This window comes from Arenimonas sp. (assembly GCF_035721105.1).
Taxonomy (GTDB): Bacteria; Pseudomonadota; Gammaproteobacteria; order Xanthomonadales; family Xanthomonadaceae; genus Arenimonas.
On record NZ_DASTNG010000073.1, the window covers coordinates 37,075 to 54,819 of the forward strand.

The window sequence follows — 17,745 nt, forward strand, 5'->3', positions numbered from 1 at the left end:
GTGCGCTCCGAAATCCTCGTACTACCCGGTGGCGATGCCGACAGGTACAGTCAGGCCATCGCGCGTCGTGCCAAGGGTTCAGGGGAAGGACATGGGTTTGGCGGGTTTGACGATCCTGCTGGTCGAGGACCACGGCTTCCAGCGCCGGCTGGGCCTGCGCCTGCTGGCCGACCTGGGCCTGACCCGCCTGCATGAAGCCGCCGACGGCTTCCAGGCCCTGGACCTGCTGCGCGCCCTGCCCGATCCGCCCGACGTCGTGCTGGTCGACCTGGACATGCCGGGCATGGACGGCGTCGAGTTCATCGGCATCGTCGCCCAGGAGCGCCTGGCCCATTCCATCGCGGTGGTCAGCGCCATGGAGCCGGCCCTGCTGCACACCGTGCAGGTGATGGCCAAGGCCTCGGGACTGCGCGTGCTGGGCTGCATCGAGAAGCCGCTGACGCCGGGCAAGCTCACCACCGTGCTGTCGATGTACGAATCGGAAGTGGTCGGCGGCCAGGTCGCGCTGGACATCGAGATCAGCCTCGACCAGGCCCGCGACGCGCTCTCGCGCGGCGAGATCGTGCCCTGGTTCCAGCCCCAGGCCGAGTTCGGCAACGGCAAGATCGTCGGCGTCGAGGCGCTGGCGCGCTGGCGCCTGGCCGACGGCCGGATGGTGCCGCCCACGGTGTTCGTGCCGGTGATGGAGGCCGGCGGCCTGATCGACGAACTCACCAGCCTGATGCTGGTGCAGTCCTGCGCCTGGTGGAAGCGCTGGCAGGCGCGCGGACTGGACCTGAAGATCTCGGTGAACGTCTCGGCCCAGAACCTGACCGGTCCGGAAGTGGCCGACCGCTACGAGGCCGTGCTGCGCGAACACGGCCTGAGCCCCGAGCACGTCATCCTCGAGATCACCGAAAGCTCGGTGATGAGCGACACCGCCCGCGGCCTGGGCATGCTGGCGCGGCTGCGGCTCAAGGGCTTCGGCCTGAGCGTGGACGACTTCGGCACCGGCTATTCGTCGCTGTCGCAGCTATCGCAGATCCCCTTCACCGAGCTCAAGATCGACCGCGGCTTCGTCAGCGGCGCGCCGACCCAGCCGCGCAAGCGCGCCATGATCGAAACCAGCCTCGACCTGGCCCGCAAGCTCGACCTCAAGGTGGTGGCCGAGGGCGTCGAGACCATCGAGGAATGGCAGCTGCTGGCGCAGCTGGGCTGCGACTTCGCCCAGGGCTACCTGATCTCGGCGCCGGTCCCGGGCGAACAGCTGCCCGACGCCATCCAGCGCTGGCGCCAGACCCATCACTGACCCGGCGATGCCGCGCCCGGGCCAAAAGTTCGGCATCCGCCTCCAGCTGCTGGGACTGTTCGGCCTGCTCCTGGTCACCGGCGCCGGCGTGCTGGCCCTGGACGAGTACGAGCGCCAGCAAAGCCAGCGCGCGCTGGTGGAAATCAAGGACGAATCCCTGGCCGGCCTGCGCCGGATCAAGGCGGTGTCGGACGCCTACGGCCTGGACGTGGTGGACACCACGTTCCGGGTGCGCAACGCGCTGATCACCTGGGAGGAGGGCGAGCGCATCATCGACCACGCCCGCCTGCGCATCCGCGAACACTGGATCGCGCTCGAACAGATGCCGCTGACGCCGGACCAGAAGGCGCTGTACCAGCAGATCACCCGCGCCCGGATCCGCGCCGACACCGCCGCGCAGACGCTGCGCGGCATCCTGGCGCAGAAGGACATCGTCGCCCTGGCCCGGTTCGCCGACACCGAGCTGTACCCGGCCATCGATCCGGTGACCACGCGGATGAAGCACCTGGGCGACCTGGAGATGATCGAGGCCGAGCAGAAGGTGCGCGCGCAGGAGGCGCGGGCCGTGCGCGCGGCCTGGATCCGCACCCTGATGAGCCTGTTCACCCTGGCGGTGGTGGCGGTGGTGGGCAGCAAGCTGGTGCGCAACGTCTACAAGGGCGTGGAAAGCCTGACCGCGCTGGCCCAGCAGATGCGCCGGCACGACTACCTGGCCATGCCGCGGTTCCAGCCCGAGGGCGAGCTGGGCGAGGTGATGGACGTCTTCCTGGTGATGCGCGACGACGTGCGCAAGTTCGAGAACGAGCTCAACCAGCAGCTGCTGCGCAACGAACAGGTCCGCGAGGCGCTGCAGGAGCGCGAGGTGTTCCAGCGCTCGCTGTTCGCGGCGGCGCGGGTGGCGATCATCTCGCTCGACCTCGAGACCCGTTTCACCACCTTCAATCCCTATGCCGAACGCCTCACCGGCTATCGCGCCGAGGAGCTGATCGGCCAGCCCAGCACCAACCGCCTGCTGCTGCCCGAGGAAGTGCGGACCGTCGCCGCCGAGCTGACCCAGGCCCTCGACCGCCCGGTGCCGCCCACCGCCAGCCTGATTCCACTGCTGATCGAGCAGGGTTCGCCACCGCGCGAGTGGACCTTCGTGCGCAAGGACGGCAGCCGCGTGCCGGTGCTGCTGGCGACCTCGGCCATGCGCGACGGCAGCGGCAAGACCGTCGGCTACATCGCGGTCGGCACCGACCTCACCCAGATCAAGCAGCTCGAGCAGCGGCTGCGCGCCAGCGAAGTGCGCGCCCGCGAGGCCAGCGAGGCCAAGTCCAGCTTCGTCGCCGCGATGAGCCACGAGATCCGCACGCCCATGATCGGCGTCACCGGCATGCTGGAGGTGCTCTCGCACAGCCGGCTCGACGACGACCAGCGCCGCACCATCCAGGTCATCCAGCAGTCGGCGCGCTCGCTGCTGCAGATCATCGGCGACATCCTGGACTTCTCGAAGGTCGAGGCCGGGCGCCTGGAGCTGTCGCCGACCACGGTGTCGCTGCCGGCGCTGCTGCAGTCCACGGTGGCCAACTACAGCGGCTCGGCCTCCAGCAAGGGCCTGGTGCTGAACTGTGCCGTGGACGACCGCATCGGCCCGGCGCACGTCGCCGACGGCCTGCGCCTGCGGCAGGTGCTGGGCAACTTCCTGTCGAACGCGATCAAGTTCACCGAGTCGGGCATGGTCGAGGCCGCGCTGGAATGGCAGGGCCGCGACGGCGACGGCGACCGGGTCTGCTTCCGCATCACCGACACCGGCATCGGCGTCACGCCGGAGCAACAGGCGCGGCTGTTCCAGCCGTTCTCGCAGGCCGAGGGCAGCACCACCCGCCGCTTCGGCGGCACCGGCCTGGGGCTGGTGATCTCGCGCCGCCTGGCCGAGCTGATGCACGGCGAAGTCAGCATGGACAGCACGCCCGGCGCCGGCACCACGCTGCGGCTGGCGATCACGCTGCCGCGCGGGCGGGTCGAGGACCTCGAGCCCGAGCCTACGCCCGATGCCGGCAAGGGCTTCCTGGCGCGGCCGCTGCCGTCGGTGGCGCAGGCGCTGGCCGAGCGCAGCCTGGTCCTGATCGTGGACGACCATCCCACCAACCGCCTGGTCGTGGCGCGGCAGCTGGCGCTGGCCGGCTACGCCAGCGAATCGGCCGAGGACGGCGTGAAGGGGCTCGCCGCCTGGCGCACGGGCCGCTACGCGCTGGTGCTCTCGGACGTGCACATGCCCGAGATGGACGGCTACGAAATGGCGCGCGCGCTGCGCGAGGAAGAGGCGCGCGACGGCAAGGCGCGCACGCCGGTGATCGCGCTCACCGCCGCCGCGCTCAAGGGCGAGGCCGAGCGCTGCCTGGCCGCCGGCATGGACGAATTCCTGGCCAAGCCGGTCAGCATCCCCGAGCTGGTGGCCTGCCTGCGCCGCTGGCTGCCGCACACCGTGCCGCTGGCCGGCGAGGTGATGCCCACGACCCTGCCGCAGGCGCACGACGATCCGACGCCGCTGGATGGCTCGGTGCTGGACCTGATCACCGGCGGCAATCCCAATGAGGCCCGCGCGGTGATGGAGGACTTCCTCGAGGCCACGGCCTCCGACCTGCAGGGCCTGTCGGGCGCGCGTTCGTCCGGCGACCTCGAGCGGTTGGCGCGCCAGGCCCACAAGATCAAGGGCGCCGCGCGCCTGGTCGGCGCCAATCCGCTGGCCGAGGCCGCCGGCGCCGCCGAAGCGGCGGCCAAGTCCGCCGACTGGTCCCAGGTGCTGCCGCTGTGCGCGGACGTCGAGACCGCGGTGGCGCGGCTCAAGCGCCATGTGCAGGAGCGCTGGGGCTGAACGGGCCAGGCAGCCCCGCGGGGCCGGCCGGCGTCAAGCAGTACTTTCCACATTAGGCGCGGGGCGACGACTGGAGGAAGATAGCCCGTCTCCCATCCGTGACAGCGAAGGATTCCCGATGCGCGCCCTGGCCCTCCTCTTTACCTGCGTGCTGGCCGTGGCCGGCTGCAGCCGCGATGCCGCGGAACCGGCGACCCCCGTCGCCACCCAGCCTGATCCCGCCGCCGTCGCGGCCGTCGCGGCCGAACTCGACGCCCTGCTGGCCGAATGGCACGAGGCCGAGCTCAAGGCCAATCCCATCTTCGCCACCGCGCTGGGCGACCTGCGCTACAACGACCAGCTGCCCGACTTCTTCTCGGCCGCGTTCCGCGCCGAGCAGGAGGCCCGCGAGCGTGACTTCCTGGCGCGGGTGCAGGCGCTCGACCGCAATGTGCTCACCGGCCAGCATCGCCTGAGCTACGACATCTTCGTGTCCGACCGCGAGACCTCGCTGGCCGGCAACCGCTTCCCGGAGTGGATGCTGCCGGTGAACCAGTTCGGCAACTTCGGCAGCTTCCTGGCCCAGCTCGGCTCCGGCCAGGGGCTGCAGCCGTTCAAGGAGGTCAAGCACTACGACGACTTCCTCGCCCGCATCGCCCGCTACCCCGTGCTCAACGACAGCGCCATCGCCAACATGCGCGAAGGCATCGCCGCCGGCGTGGTGCAGCCGGTGCCGGTGGTCGAGAAGTCGATCCCGCAGTTCGCCGCGCACGTGGTCGAGGACGTCGAGGACAGCGTGTTCTGGGGCCCGATCAAGGACATGCCGGCCGACTTCCCCGAGGCCGAGCGCGAGCGGCTGACCGCCGCCTACCGCGAGGCCATCGCCAACACCCTGGTGCCGGCCTACGCGAAGATGCGCGACTTCCTGCGCGACGAGTACCTGCCCAAGGCCCGCGAGGGCGTGGGCCAGCTGCACCTGCCCGACGGCAAGGCCTGGTACGCGCACAACGTCAAGGTCAACACCACCACCGACCTCACTCCCGAGGAAATCCACCAGTTCGGCCTGGAGGAAGTGGCGCGGATCCTGGCCGAGATGAACGCGGTGCGCGAACAGGTCGGCTTCCAGGGCGACCTGCCGGCCTTCTTCGAGCACCTGGGCAGCAGCGACCAGTTCTACTTCAAGACCGAGGACGAGGCGCTGCAGGCCTATCGCGACGTGCAGCAGAAGATCAACCCGCTGCTGCCCAAGCTGTTCGACATCTTCCCCAAGGCCGACTACGAAGTGCGTCCGGTCGAGGCCTTCCGCGCCGCGTCCGAGGCCGGTGCGTCCTACCAGTCGCCGTCGCCGGACGGTTCGCGGCCGGGCGTGTTCTACCTCAACACCTTCAACCTGCGCGCGCAGCCCAACTTCCTGGTCGAGACGCTGTCGATCCACGAGGCCTCGCCGGGCCACCACTTCCAGATCTCGATCCAGCAGGAAGTGGAATCGCTGCCGGCGTTCCGGCGATTTGGTGGCTACACCGCGTACTCCGAAGGCTGGGCGCTTTACGCCGAGTCGCTGGGCAAGGAGCTGGGCCTGTTCACCGATCCGTACCAGTGGTACGGCCGCCTGAGCGACGAGCAGCTGCGCGCGATGCGCCTGGTCGTCGACACCGGCCTGCACTACTACGGCTGGGACCGGCAGCAGGCGATCGACTACATGATGGCCAACTCGTCGATGGCCGAGTCCGACGTGGTCGCCGAGGTCGAGCGCTACATCGTCATCCCGGGCCAGGCCCTGGCCTACAAGGTCGGCCAGCGCGTGATCCGCGAGCTGCGCGAAGAGGCCGAGGCCGAGCTGGGCGACCGGTTCGACGTGCGCGCCTTCCATCGCCAGGTGCTGGTGGACGGCGCGCTGCCGATGGGCGTGCTGCAGACCAAGATCCGCGAGTGGATCGCGGCCGAGAAGGCGAAGCAGGGCGCATGATCCGGCGTGTGTCCCGGGTGCGCGCCGGCGCCGTCCGCGGCCCCGGCGCGCCTGGTGGCCTGCAGGTGGCCTGAGTCGTGGCTTTCGACGCCTTCGCGCTGATCCTGTCCATGCTGGCGCTGGGACTGCTGTTCCAGCGCCTGCGGCTGTTCCCCGACAGCGCCGCGGAAGTGCTCAACAAGGTCGTGCTGTATGTCTGCCTGCCGGCCTCGGTGCTGATCTATGCGCCGAGGCTCGAGCTGGGCCCCCAGGTGCTGGCGGTGGCGGCGGTGCCCTGGCTGCTGCTGGTGGCCACCGTCGTGCTGGTCACCGGCGTGACGCGTGCGCTGAAGCTGCGCCCCGATGAGCACGCCGTGCTGCTGCTCTGCGTCGCGCTGGGCAACACCAGCTTCCTGGGCTACCCGCTGGTGCGCGCGCTGCTGGGCGAGGACGCGCTGCCCTACGCGGTGATCTACGACCAGTTCGGCGCCTTCCTGATCCTTTCCACCTTCGGGCTGTACGTCCTGGCGCGCTACGGCGGCGACGCCAGGCCCACGGCCGCGATGATCGGCCGCCGCATCGCCACCTTCCCGCCGTTCCTGGCGCTGGTGGTCGGCCTGACCGTGATGCCCGAGGCGCCGCCCGCGTGGATCGCCGGCGGCCTGCAGCGCCTGGCCGACGCCCTGCTGCCGCTGGTGGTGCTGGCCATCGGCCTGAGCCTGAAGCTGGCGCTGCCGCGCGACGAACTCAAGCCGCTGGCCGCGGGCCTGGCGCTGAAGCTGGCGGTGATGCCGCTGCTGGCCCTGGGCATTGCCTGGGCCTTCGGCATGACCGGCGTGAGGCACGATGCGGTGGTGCTGGAGTCGGCGATGCCGCCGATGATCACGGCGGCGGCGTTAGCGATATCGCACAGACTCGCCCCTGGCCTGGCCGCCGCCATGGTCGGCTATGGCATCCTGCTTTCACTGGCCACCTTGCCCGCCTGGTCCTGGGTCCTGGCCCACCTCCTGTAGGAGGGCCCTCAGGCCCGAACCGCCTGGCCCCACGACCTTCGGTAGGCGGGCCTTCAGGCCCGAACGCCCCGGCCGCAAGACCTGCTGGAATGACCGGGTCTCACCAAGGAGTACTTCGATGATGCGCTGGATCGCCACCCTGCTCCTCGCCGCCGCGCTGCCCACCCAGGCCGACGTGTCCGCACCGGCCGAGCGCGAAGCCTATCTCGCCTACGTCGTGGCCGCCGCGCGCGTCGAAGGCAATCTCACTTCGGACGCGGCCTTGCTGCGCCTGCTGGAGCTCCAGGCGGATATCTATGAACACGTCCCGCCGGAGCAGCGGTCGCCCGGCGAGGTCAGCCTGCGCGCCGAAGCCGACGTCCTTCATGCCCGGCTGTCGGAAAAGCTGCGCGCCGTCGAGGCCGACCATCCCGAACTGCTGGCGCGCGGCCTGGGCTGCAAGGACCAGGCCGCCACCGACCTCGAGTGCGACCAGCGCAAGCAGCGCCTGGCCGAAGTGGCTGGCGACAACGCTTACTACCACCTCGCGCTCATGGCCTACGCCTGGTCGGGCGGCGATGCCGCGGCCTACCTGGCCCACGCCAGGGCCGCCGCCGCCGCCGGGTCCTACGCCAGCCCCTACACCGATTACTACCGCGGCCTGCTTGAACGCTTTCGGCAGGTTCCTGCCAACGTGGCGCCCGGTTTCGGAGAAGACACGGGACTGCCCCGTGGGGCGGTGATGGCGATGGCGCTCTCGACCGCGTATGCGATGCCGCCGTTCCAGGGCTTCATTGGCCCCTGTCGTGAGGCCGAGGGCGAACTGCGCGAGCATTGCCTGGCCATCGCGCGACTGCAGTTGGCCTCGTCGCAGACGCCGATCGAGACCAGTCTCGCCGCCTCCGTGATCGAAGCGCTTGGCAGCGAGCAGGAAGCCTCGGCAGCGCGTGAAAAACGCCGCATCGCTTTCTGGCGGATCGAGCAGGCGGCCCAGCTTTTCCAGCAGGCCGGGGACGCCGCCCCGCCCGTGGGCGTTGCCGACTATTTCGAGGATTACGGCACCTTGGGCGAGCTCGAAGCCACCCGGCGACTGCTGCTGGCCAATGGGCGGTCCGCATCGCCGCCGCAGGCATGGTCTTCCTCGCTGTCGGGGCCGCCCGCAGGCCCATGAGTTCCCCGGCGCCCGCCACGCCCGGCGTCCGTGTCCCGCCGCCGCTGATCTTCCTGGCCGGCCTGTCCGCGGGCCTGGCGCTGGAGTACTTCCACGCGTCGCTGCCGCTGCTCGATCCGGCGCGCGCGTGGTGGCTGGACCTGCATGCGTTCGGACTGGGCGTGGTCGCGATCTGGCTGCTCGGCAGCGCCCTCGGCGGCTTCCGCCGCAATGGCACCGACCCGCGTCCCTGGCGCGAGGATTCGGCGCTAGTGGTGGAAGGCATCTACCGCCACACCCGCAACCCGATGTACCTGGGCATGGCCCTGGCCTACGCCGCCGTCGCGCTGGCCTTCAACACGCTGTGGCCGGTGCTTACGCTGGTGCCGGTGCTGCTGCTGGTCCGCTACTACGTCATCGGCCGCGAAGAGCGCTATCTCACGGCGCTGTTCGGCGACGCCTACCGCGACTACTGCCGCCAGGTCCGCCGCTGGTTCTGACCCGCCTGCTGCGAAACCCCTCGCTCCGATCCCACTTGCTCCGAACCTTCTCGCTCCGAACCCTCTCGCTCCGAACCTTCCTGCACCGAACCTTCCTGCACCGAACCCTCCTGCACCGAACCCTCCTGCGCCGAACCTTCCTGCGCCGAACCTTCCTGTAGGAGCGCCTTCAGGCGCGAATCTTTTCGCGAAGAGATTCGCGCCTGAAGGCGCTCCTACAGGGGAAGAAACGTCGAGCGTGCAGGAACGGTCGGGCCTGTAAGGATCAGTCGGCCGGCACGGTACGGCTGCGGGCCCATTCGCGCAGGGCGTTGACCTGTTCGGCCATCAGGACGCTCAGCGGGCGGGTGTTGCGCACCTCGGTCAGCACGCGCGCCTCGTCCACCGGGCCCTGGGCGGCGTGGGCGGCGTAGAGGGCGCTGACCACGGCCTGTTCGATCTCGGCGCCGGAAAATCCGTTCGCGGCCTCGGCCAGCGTGTCCAGCGAGAAACCCTCCCAATCCACTTCGCGTCGCTCCAGGTGGATGCGGAAGATCTCGGCGCGGGCACCGTGGTCGGGCAGGTCGACGAAGAAGATCTCGTCGAAGCGGCCCTTGCGCAGCAGCTCCGGCGGCAGGTCGTTGACGGCGTTGGCCGTGGCGACCAGGAACACCTTCGACTTGCGCTCGGCCATCCAGGTCAGGAAGTAACCCAGCACGCGCCGCGACACGCCACCGTCGTCGCTGCCGCCGGCGCTGGCCAGGCCTTTCTCCAGCTCGTCGATCCACAGCACGCAGGGCGCGATCTGCTCGGCCGAGGCCAGGGCTTCGCGCAGGTTCTTCTCGGTTTCGCCGTGGTACTTGTTGTACAGCGTGCCGAAATCCAGGCGCACCAGCGGCACGTTGAAGCCGCCCGCCACCGCCTTGGCCGCCAGCGACTTGCCGCAGCCCTGCACGCCCAGCAGCAGGATGCCCTTGGGCGGGTCCAGGCCCACCGGCAGCGCGACGTCGCCGGTGAAGGCCGAACGGCGCTGGCCAACCCAGGTCTTGAGGCGCGACAGCCCGGCCACGTCGCTGAAGCGGGCGGTGTCGTATTCGAAGTGCAGGTTGCCCGAGCGGTTGAGCAGCTCGAACTTGAGCTTGGCCAGCTCGGGCAGGTCGTTGGCGCCGATCACGCCGTCGCGGAAGATCAGGTGCCGGGCCAGCCGGCGCGCGTCGGTCAGCGACAGGCCGCGCAGGTTGCGCACGATCGCCGCCAGCGCGTCCTTGTCCACTTCGACGCGCTTGCCGCCGTGCTCGCGCATGTACAGCGCGGCCTCGTCCTGCACCAGCTTGAGCAGCGCGGCCTCGTTCGGCAGCCGCAGCGAGAAGCGCACGGCCGCGTGCTCCAGGTCCGGCGGCAGTTCGATCTTCGCGCCCACCAGCACGATGCTGTGGTCCTTGCAGTCGCGCCGGTCGATCATCTCGCGCAGCATGCGCTGCGTGGTGGCGTAGCCCAGGTAGGGATGGAAGTCGAGCAGCAGGTGGATGCCGCGCTGGTCCATCTCGCGGATGGTGCGCAGGGTGGTGGTGGCGTCGGGCGGCGCCAGCGGTGCGTCCTCGCCGTCGAGGTCGATGCGGCGCAGGCCCTCGGTGATCGACCAGCGGAACAGCGGCCGCCACACGCTCATCAGCAGGTGCCGGAACAGGTCCACCACGCGGCCCTCGTCGGGCGTCTCGATCACGATCAGCGCGGTGTTGGCGCGGATCAGGGAAGTGAGGTCCTGCAGCTCGCTCATCGGGGGTCCTTCGTTCGAAGGCCGTGATGATACCGGCTGCGGCGCGCTCAGCCCACGCGCGTGGCGCCCGCCACCGGAGCGGCCCGGGCCAGCAGCTGCCGCGCGATCGCCACGCCGGCCTCGCGGCCGTCGTGGACCGCGGTCACCACCAGGTCGGCGCCGCGCACGTTGTCGCCGCCGGCGAAGAGCTTCGGATGCGAGGTCGCGCCGCAGGCGTCGGTGCGCACGCGGCCCTCGGGCGTGAGTGCGAGGCCGAAGTCCTGCCACCACGGCGCCGGGCTGGCGCGGAAGCCGAAGGCCAGGATCACCACGTCGGCCGGCAGCACCGCCTCGGTGCCGGGCACGGCTTCGGCCGGACTGCCGCGGCCGCCGCGGGGGCGGGTCCCGACCACGCGCACGCCGGTCACCTGCTGGCCGCCGTCGATCCGCAGGCCGGCTTCGATCGCCAGCGGCTGGCGCTGGAACAGGAAGCGCACGCCTTCGTCGCGGGCGTTGTTCACCTCGCGGCGCGAGCCGGGCATGTCCTCTTCGCCGCGCCGGTAAGCACAGCTGACTTCGGCCGCGCCCAGCCGGATCGCCGAGCGCACGCAGTCCATCGCGGTGTCGCCGCCGCCGAGCACCAGCACGCGCTTGCCGCCCAGCTCGAGCGTCGGTTCTTCCGGCGCCGCCACGCCCAGCTGTCGCCGCGCGTTGCCGACCAGGAAGGGCAGCGCCGCCAGCACGCCCGGCAGGTCCTGCCCCGGCAGTCGCCCGTCCACCGCCGTGTAGGCGCCGGTACCGAGGAACACCGCATCGAAGTCGCGCACCAGCGCGGCGCCCTTCGCGGCGTCCACGTCCACGCCCAGGTGGAAGCGCACGCCCATCGCCTCGAGCACGCCGCGCCGCGTCGCGATCACCTGCTTCTCCAACTTGAAGGCCGGGATGCCGAAGCTGAGCAGTCCGCCGATTTCCGGATAGCGGTCGAACACGTGCGCCTCGATGCCGGCGCGCGCGAGCCGGTCGGCGCAGGCCAGGCCGGCGGGCCCGGCGCCGATGATGGCGACGCGCCGCCCGGTGGGCTTCACCGCCGACAGGTCGGGCCGCCAGCCGAGCCGGAAAGCTTCGTCGACGATGTACTTCTCGATCGAGCCGATCGTGACCGCCTCGAAGCCGGTGTTGAGCGTGCAGTCCCCCTCGCACAGCCGGTCCTGCGGGCAGACGCGGCCGCAGATCTCGGGCAGCGGGTTGGTGGAATGCGCCAGCTCGGCGGCCTCGAACAGCCGGCCTTCGCGCACCAGCGCCAGCCAGTCCGGGATCGGGTTGTGCACCGGGCACTTCCACTCGCAGTAGGGATTGCCGCAGTCCAGGCAGCGGGCCGACTGGTCGGCCGCCTCGGTCGCGGCGAACTGGCCGTAGATCTCCCGCCAGCCCAGTACCCGGGTGGTGGCCGGCACTTCGCGCGGCATCCGACGCGGCAGCTCGAGGAACTGGAACGGGCGCGCCTTCATGCGGCGTTCCTCAGCGCGTCCGCCAGCTGCTCCAGCGTGGCGGCCTTGGGCTTGACCAGCCAGAAGCGGCCGGCGACGTCGCGGAAGTCCTCCAGCAGCCGCTCGCCCGCGGCGCTGCCCGTGTGTTCGACGTGCGTGCGCAGCAGGCCGCGCAGGTGGTGGCGATGGTGCTCCATGCCCTCGGGCGTGATCCGCAGCACGTCGATCAGCTCATGGTTGTAGCGGTCGACGAAGTCGCGCTCGATGTCGAGCACGTAGGCCAGCCCGCCGGTAAGGCCAGCGCCGAAGTTCAGGCCGGTCCGGCCCAGCACCACCACCACGCCGCCGGTCATGTACTCGCAGCCGTGGTCGCCGACGCCCTCCACCACCGCCACCGCGCCGGAGTTGCGCACCGCGAAGCGCTCGCCGGCGATGCCGGCCGCGTACAGCTCGCCGCCGGTGGCGCCGTACAGGCAGGTGTTGCCCATGATCGGCGTCTGCTCGGCGACGAAGCGCGCCTGTGCCGGCGGGCGCAGCACGATGCGGCCGCCGGCCATGCCCTTGCCGACGTAGTCGTTGGCGTCGCCGGCGAGATGCAGGTGCAGCCCGCCCGCATTCCAGGCGCCGAAGCTCTGGCCGGCGTGGCCGCGCAGGTGCACCGCGATCGGCGCGTCGGCCATGCCGGCGTCGCCGTGCACGCGCGCGATCTCGCCCGACACCCGCGCACCGACGCTGCGGTCGGCATTGCCGATGGCGAAATGGAATTCGCCGCCGGCGCCGGCGTGGATCGCGGCACGCATCTCGTCCAGCATCCGGGTCGCCAGCCGGCCGTGGTCGCGCGGCGGGTTGCGGGCCTCGGTGCAGTGCCGCGCCGCCGGCCCTTGGCCGGCCGCGGCCGCCAGGATCGGCGACAGGTCGAGCCGGCGCTGGCGGTCGGTGACGCCTTCGGCCTGCACCAGCAGGTCGGTGCGGCCGATCAGGTCCTCCAGCCGCGCCACGCCCAGCGCCGCCAGCCAGCGGCGCACGTCCTCGGCGACGAAGCGGAAGAAGTTCATCGCCATCTCGGGCAAGCCGGTGAAGTGGTTCGCGCGCAGCCGGGGGTCCTGGGTGGCGACGCCGGTGGCGCAGTTGTTGAGGTGGCAGATGCGCAGGTACCGGCAACCCAGCGCCACCATCGGCGCCGTGCCGAAGCCGAAGCTCTCGGCGCCCAGGATCGCCGCCTTCACCACGTCCAGCCCGGTCTTGAGGCCGCCGTCGGCCTGCAGCCGCACGCGGTGGCGCAGGTCGTTCAGGCGCAGCGTCTGCTGCACTTCGGCCAGGCCCAGCTCCCAGGGCGTGCCGGCGTGGTGGATCGACGAGATCGGCGAGGCGCCGGTGCCGCCGTCGTGGCCCGAGATCGTCACCAGATCGGCGTAGGCCTTCACCACGCCGGCCGCGATGGTGCCGACGCCGGCGTGCGAGACCAGCTTCACCGACACCAGCGCGTCAGGGTTGACCTCCTTGAGGTCGAAGATGAGCTGGGCCAGGTCTTCGATCGAATAGATATCGTGGTGCGGCGGCGGCGAGATCAGGCCGATGCCGGGCCGCGCGTGGCGCAGGCGCGCGATCATCGCGTTGACCTTGTGGCCGGGCAGCTGGCCGCCCTCGCCGGGCTTGGCGCCCTGGGCGATCTTGATCTGCAGCACCTCGGCATTGACCAGGTATTCCGGCGTCACGCCGAAGCGGCCGGAGGCGACCTGCTTGATCTTGCTGCGCTTCTCGGTGCCGTGGCGGGCCGGGTCTTCGCCGCCTTCGCCGGAGTTGCTGCGGCCGCCGAGCCGGTTCATCGCGATCGCCAGCGCCTCGTGCGCCTCCGGCGACAGGGCGCCCAGCGACATGCCGGCCGAGTCGAACCGGGCCAGGATGGCCTCGGCCGGCTCCACCTCCGCCAGCGGGATCGGCGCGAGGCCGGCGCGCGGCACCAGCAGGTCGCGCAGCGCCGAGGGCGGCCGGCCGTCGACGTGCGCGGCATAGGCGAAGTAGTCGGCGGGATCGCCGCTGCGCACCGCGCGCTGCAGGCCGGCGATCACGTCCGGGTTGTACATGTGGTACTCGCCGCCGACCACCAGCTTGTGGCGGCCGCCGGGCGAAATGTCGGTGGTGTCGGTCCAGGCCTCGGCGGCCAGCGCCCGCGCCTCCGCTTCGAGCTCGGCGAAGCCCGCGCCCTGCAGCCGGCTCACCATGCCCGGGAAGCAGCGCGCCACGACCTCGTCGGCCAGCCCGACGATCTCGAACAGCTGCGCGCCGCGGTAGCTGGCGATGGTGCTGATGCCCATCTTCGACAGGATCTTCAGCAGGCCCTTCTTGATGCCGCGCCGGTAGCTGCGGCCCAGCTCGGCCGGGGCGTTGCCCAGCTTGCCGTCCACCACGCCGGCGCGGCCCAGCGCCGACAGCGTCTGGTAGGCGAGGTAGGGATAGACCGCGGTGGCGCCGACGCCGATCAGGCAGGCCATGTGGTGCGCGTCGCGGGCACTGCCGGTTTCCACCACCAGGTTGGCGCGGCAGCGCAGGCCGGCGGCGGAAAGATGGTGGTGCACCGCGCCGGTGGCCAGCAGCGCCGGCACCGCCGCCAGGCCTTCGCCCGGGTAGCGGTCGCTGAGCAGCAGCAGCACCGCGCCGCCGCGCACCGCGGCCTCGGCCTCGGCGCACAGGCGGTCCAGCGCCGCGGCCAGGGTGTCGTCGGCGCCGAAATAGAGCGGCAGCAGCGCGTGCGCGCCGGCGAACTGTTCCAGCGCCAGCAGCTGCCGCAGCTTGCGCTGCGAGAGGATCGGCGAGTTCAGCATCACCTGCACGGCGTTCGCCGGGCTGTCCTCGAACACGTTCCCTTCGGGCCCGAGCTGGGTGGCCAGCGACATCACCAGCTGCTCGCGCAGCGGGTCGATCGGCGGGTTGGTCACCTGCGCGAAGGCCTGGCGGAAGGTGTCGTACACCGGCCGGATTTGCCGCGACAGCGCCGCCACCGGCGTGTCGTCACCCATCGAGCCCGTGGCTTCCTGTTCGGTCTCGGCCAGCACGCGCAGCTCGGCCTCGCGCTCTTCGCGGCTCAGCTGGAACAGCTTCTGGAAGCGCCGCAGCGTGGCGGCATCGAAGGGCTCGGCGGCCAGCGACGGGTCCACCAGGCTGGTGCTGAGGTAGGTCACGCCCTGCTTGAGCCAGGCCTTGTAGGGCGCGCGCCGCTTGTTGATGTCGTCGATGGCGTGGGTGTCGAGCAGTTTGCCGCGCTGCAGGTCCACCGCCAGCATCTCGCCGGGGCCGAGCTTGCCCTTGGCCACCACGTCTTCGTCGGCTACGTCATAGACGCCGGTTTCCGACGCCACCACCAGGGTGCGGTCGGCGGTGAGCAGCCAGCGCGCCGGGCGCAGGCCGTTGCGGTCGAGCGTGCAGGCGGCGTGGCGCGCGTCGCACATCACGATGCCGGCCGGGCCGTCCCAAGGATCGAGCGAGAGGCCGTAGTACTCGTAGAACGCGGCCAGGTCCGGGTCCTTGTATTCCAGCGACGCGGTCGCCGGCGGCACCAGGATGCGGATGGCCTGCAGCAGGTCCATGCCGCCGGCCAGCAGCAGCTCCAGCAGGTTGTCCAGGCTCTGCGAGTCCGAGCCGTGCTCGCTGACCAGCGGCTGCAGCGCGGCCAGGTCCAGGTGCGGCGTCGACCAGTGCGCGGCGCGCGCGCGGGCCCAGGCGCGGTTGCCCTCGATGGTGTTGATCTCGCCGTTGTGCGCCAGCAGCCGGAACGGCTGGGCCAGCTTCCAGGCGGGCGCGGTGTTGGTGGAGAAGCGCTGGTGGAACACCACCACCGACGACGCCAGCTCCGGGCGCGCCAGGTCCGGGTACAGCGCCGCCAGCCGGTCCGGCAGCACCATGGCCTTGTAGCCCAGGGTCACCGCCGACAGCGTGGCCACGTAGAAGTCGTCCTGCGCCGCCAGCGCCTGTTCGGCCGCCCGTCGCGCCAGGAACAGCAGGCGCTCGAAACCCGCGGCCTCGGCGCGCTCGGGCGTGCGCACGAACACCTGCTCGATCCGCGGCAGCCCGCGCAGCGCGATCTCGCCGCAGCCCGCGCGCGACACCGGCACCACGCGCCAGCCGGCCACGGCCAGGCCGCGGGCACGCAGCGCGTCTTCCAGTCCGGTGCGGCAGGCCCGGGCCGCGGCCTCGTCATGCGGCAGGAACACCATGCCGCAGGCGTCGCCGTCGGCGTAGGGAATGCCCGCCTCGTGCGCGATCGCCGCCAGGAACACCCGCGGCCGCCGCAGCAGCAGCCCGCAGCCGTCCCCGCTGAGGCCGTCGGCGCCGACCGCGCCGCGGTGCACCAGCCGCGCCAGCGCCTGCAGCCCGGCGTCGACCAGGGCCCGCGACGGCCGGTCGTCCAGCTGGGCGATCAGCCCGAATCCGCAGCTGTCGCGCTCGAATGCCGGGGAATGCAGGCCCGGGACCGGGGGTGCTGGCATGCGCCCTCCGTGCTCAGTGGGAATCGAAGCCCGCTCCGCGCCGTGGAAACAGGCGCTTCCGGGTGGCTCACCCCACGGTCACACAGGCCAATAGAGTTTCTGCTCGGTTGCCTTCCCAAGCCCGCGCAAGGCGGGCTAGAGTGAGGCCTCTTCCCACCGTGGAGGTCCGGCATGCGCACGATCCTGGTCGCCAGCTCGAAGGGAGGCGCCGGCAAGACGACGGTGTCGACCAACCTCGCCGCCCATTTCGCCGTCGACGGCAAGGCCACCGCCATCCTCGACGCCGACCGGCAGAAGTCCTCCACCCACTGGTGCGAGAAGCGCGCCGCGCTCGACACCGCCGTGCTGCCCCTCGACGGCAGCAAGCGCGGCTGGGACAAGCACCTGCCCGAAGGCATCCAGCGCCTGGTGGTCGACGCCCCGGCCGGCGCGATGGGCGACGACCTCACCGCCTTCCTCGACATCGCCGACGCCGTGATCGTGCCGGTGCTGCCCTCGATCATCGACCTCGAGGCCACCGTGCCTTTCCTGAACACGCTGGTGCAGCACCCGCGCGTGAAGAAGGGCAAGCTGCCGGTCGGCATCGTCGGCAACCGCCTCAAGCCCTGGACCAGCAACTCCCAGCAGGCCCTCGACCAGCTCAAGGCCTGGCCCTATCCGCTGGTGGCCGAGCTGCGCGACACCCAGGCCTACGTGCTGATGGCGGCGCTGGGCAAGTCGGTGTTCGACTACCACTCCGAACAGATCCGCAGCCACCAGGACGACTGGGCGCCGCTGCTCAAATGGCTCAAGAAATCGCTCTGACCCCGTTGCTCCCCTGCGTTACCGCCGCTGACTAAGGAAAGCCATGCGCGAACTGATCCTGCTCCGCCACGCCCACGCCGAACCCGCCGCGCCCGGCCAGGACGACTTCGACCGGCCGCTGTCCCTGCAGGGCCAGGCCGAGGCCGAAGCCGCCGGGCGCTGGCTGCGCGACCACGGCTACCTGCCCGACCGCATCGTCACCTCGCCGGCGCGCCGCGCCCGCGAGACCACCGAGCAGGCACTGGCGGCGCTGGGCCACGTCGAGATGCGGCAGGAGCCGCGCATCTACGACGCCACCCCCGGCATGCTGATGCAGGTCGCCGACGAGCACCGCGAGCTGTCGCGGGTGCTGCTGGTCGGCCACAACCCCGGCTTCGAACAGCTGGCGGCCCTGCTCAGCTCGGGCCAGTCCGGCGACTTCCGCGGCATGCCCGCGGGCGGCGTTGCGGTGCTGTCGATGCCGGCCGACGCCGACCTCGAGCCCGGCATCGCCCGCCTCGCCGCCTTCTGGTGGCCCTGAGCGG

The 17,745-nt window shown here is 71.2% G+C and carries 11 protein-coding genes; 8 read left to right on the plus strand and 3 right to left on the minus strand.

Features of this window, described 5'->3' with window-relative positions; genetic code table 11:
• Positions 1-91: 91 nt before the first annotated feature.
• The 6 genes from VFQ84_RS11765 (at position 92) to VFQ84_RS11790 (ending at position 8,711) form a co-directional block, all read left to right on the plus strand.
• Positions 92-1,288: an EAL domain-containing response regulator gene (locus VFQ84_RS11765; protein ID WP_325131824.1), complete on the plus strand. Its 1,197-nt coding sequence runs from the start codon at positions 92-94 to the stop codon at positions 1,286-1,288.
• Positions 1,289-1,295: 7 nt separating this feature from the next.
• Positions 1,296-4,145, plus strand: coding sequence for an ATP-binding protein (locus tag VFQ84_RS11770; protein WP_325131825.1), 2,850 nt, complete (start codon positions 1,296-1,298; stop codon positions 4,143-4,145).
• Between the two features lie 118 nt (positions 4,146-4,263).
• Positions 4,264-6,090: a DUF885 domain-containing protein gene (locus tag VFQ84_RS11775; RefSeq protein WP_325131826.1), complete on the plus strand. Its 1,827-nt coding sequence runs from the start codon at positions 4,264-4,266 to the stop codon at positions 6,088-6,090.
• A 77-nt stretch (positions 6,091-6,167) separates the two neighbouring features.
• Positions 6,168-7,082: an AEC family transporter gene (locus VFQ84_RS11780; RefSeq protein WP_325131827.1), complete on the plus strand. Its 915-nt coding sequence runs from the start codon at positions 6,168-6,170 to the stop codon at positions 7,080-7,082.
• Positions 7,083-7,200: 118 nt separating this feature from the next.
• Positions 7,201-8,232, plus strand: coding sequence for a hypothetical protein (locus tag VFQ84_RS11785; protein ID WP_325131828.1), 1,032 nt, complete (start codon positions 7,201-7,203; stop codon positions 8,230-8,232).
• Positions 8,229-8,711 carry an isoprenylcysteine carboxylmethyltransferase family protein gene (locus VFQ84_RS11790; protein ID WP_325131829.1) on the plus strand — a complete coding sequence of 161 codons (483 nt, stop codon included), beginning with the start codon at positions 8,229-8,231 and terminating at the stop codon, positions 8,709-8,711. The genes VFQ84_RS11785 and VFQ84_RS11790 overlap by 4 nt, the downstream gene beginning before the upstream one ends.
• 265 nt (positions 8,712-8,976) lie before the next feature.
• On the opposite strand, the gene VFQ84_RS11795 is transcribed toward VFQ84_RS11790, so the two are convergent.
• Genes VFQ84_RS11795 through gltB form a run of 3 tightly spaced genes read right to left on the minus strand, consistent with a single transcriptional unit; the run spans position 8,977 to position 16,417 of the window.
• Positions 8,977-10,467: an AAA family ATPase gene (locus VFQ84_RS11795; protein ID WP_325131830.1), complete on the minus strand. Its 1,491-nt coding sequence runs from the start codon at positions 10,465-10,467 to the stop codon at positions 8,977-8,979.
• Positions 10,468-10,514: 47 nt separating this feature from the next.
• Positions 10,515-11,954 carry an FAD-dependent oxidoreductase gene (locus VFQ84_RS11800; RefSeq protein WP_325131831.1) on the minus strand — a complete coding sequence of 480 codons (1,440 nt, stop codon included), beginning with the start codon at positions 11,952-11,954 and terminating at the stop codon, positions 10,515-10,517.
• On the minus strand, positions 11,951-16,417 hold the full coding sequence (gene gltB, locus VFQ84_RS11805; RefSeq protein WP_325131832.1) for a glutamate synthase large subunit: 4,467 nt from the start codon (positions 16,415-16,417) through the stop codon (positions 11,951-11,953). Before gltB ends, VFQ84_RS11800 begins: the two co-directional genes overlap by 4 nt.
• 171 nt (positions 16,418-16,588) lie before the next feature.
• On the opposite strand from gltB, the gene VFQ84_RS11810 reads away from it, so the two are divergent.
• Together VFQ84_RS11810 and VFQ84_RS11815 are read left to right on the plus strand one after the other, a co-directional pair.
• Complete coding sequence (locus VFQ84_RS11810; protein WP_325131833.1) at positions 16,589-17,221, plus strand: ParA family protein; 633 nt, start codon at positions 16,589-16,591, stop codon at positions 17,219-17,221.
• A 43-nt stretch (positions 17,222-17,264) separates the two neighbouring features.
• The gene (locus VFQ84_RS11815; RefSeq protein ID WP_325131834.1) at positions 17,265-17,741 is read left to right on the plus strand and encodes a histidine phosphatase family protein; all 477 of its coding nucleotides are present in this window, start codon (positions 17,265-17,267) and stop codon (positions 17,739-17,741) included.
• Positions 17,742-17,745 lie beyond the last annotated feature (4 nt).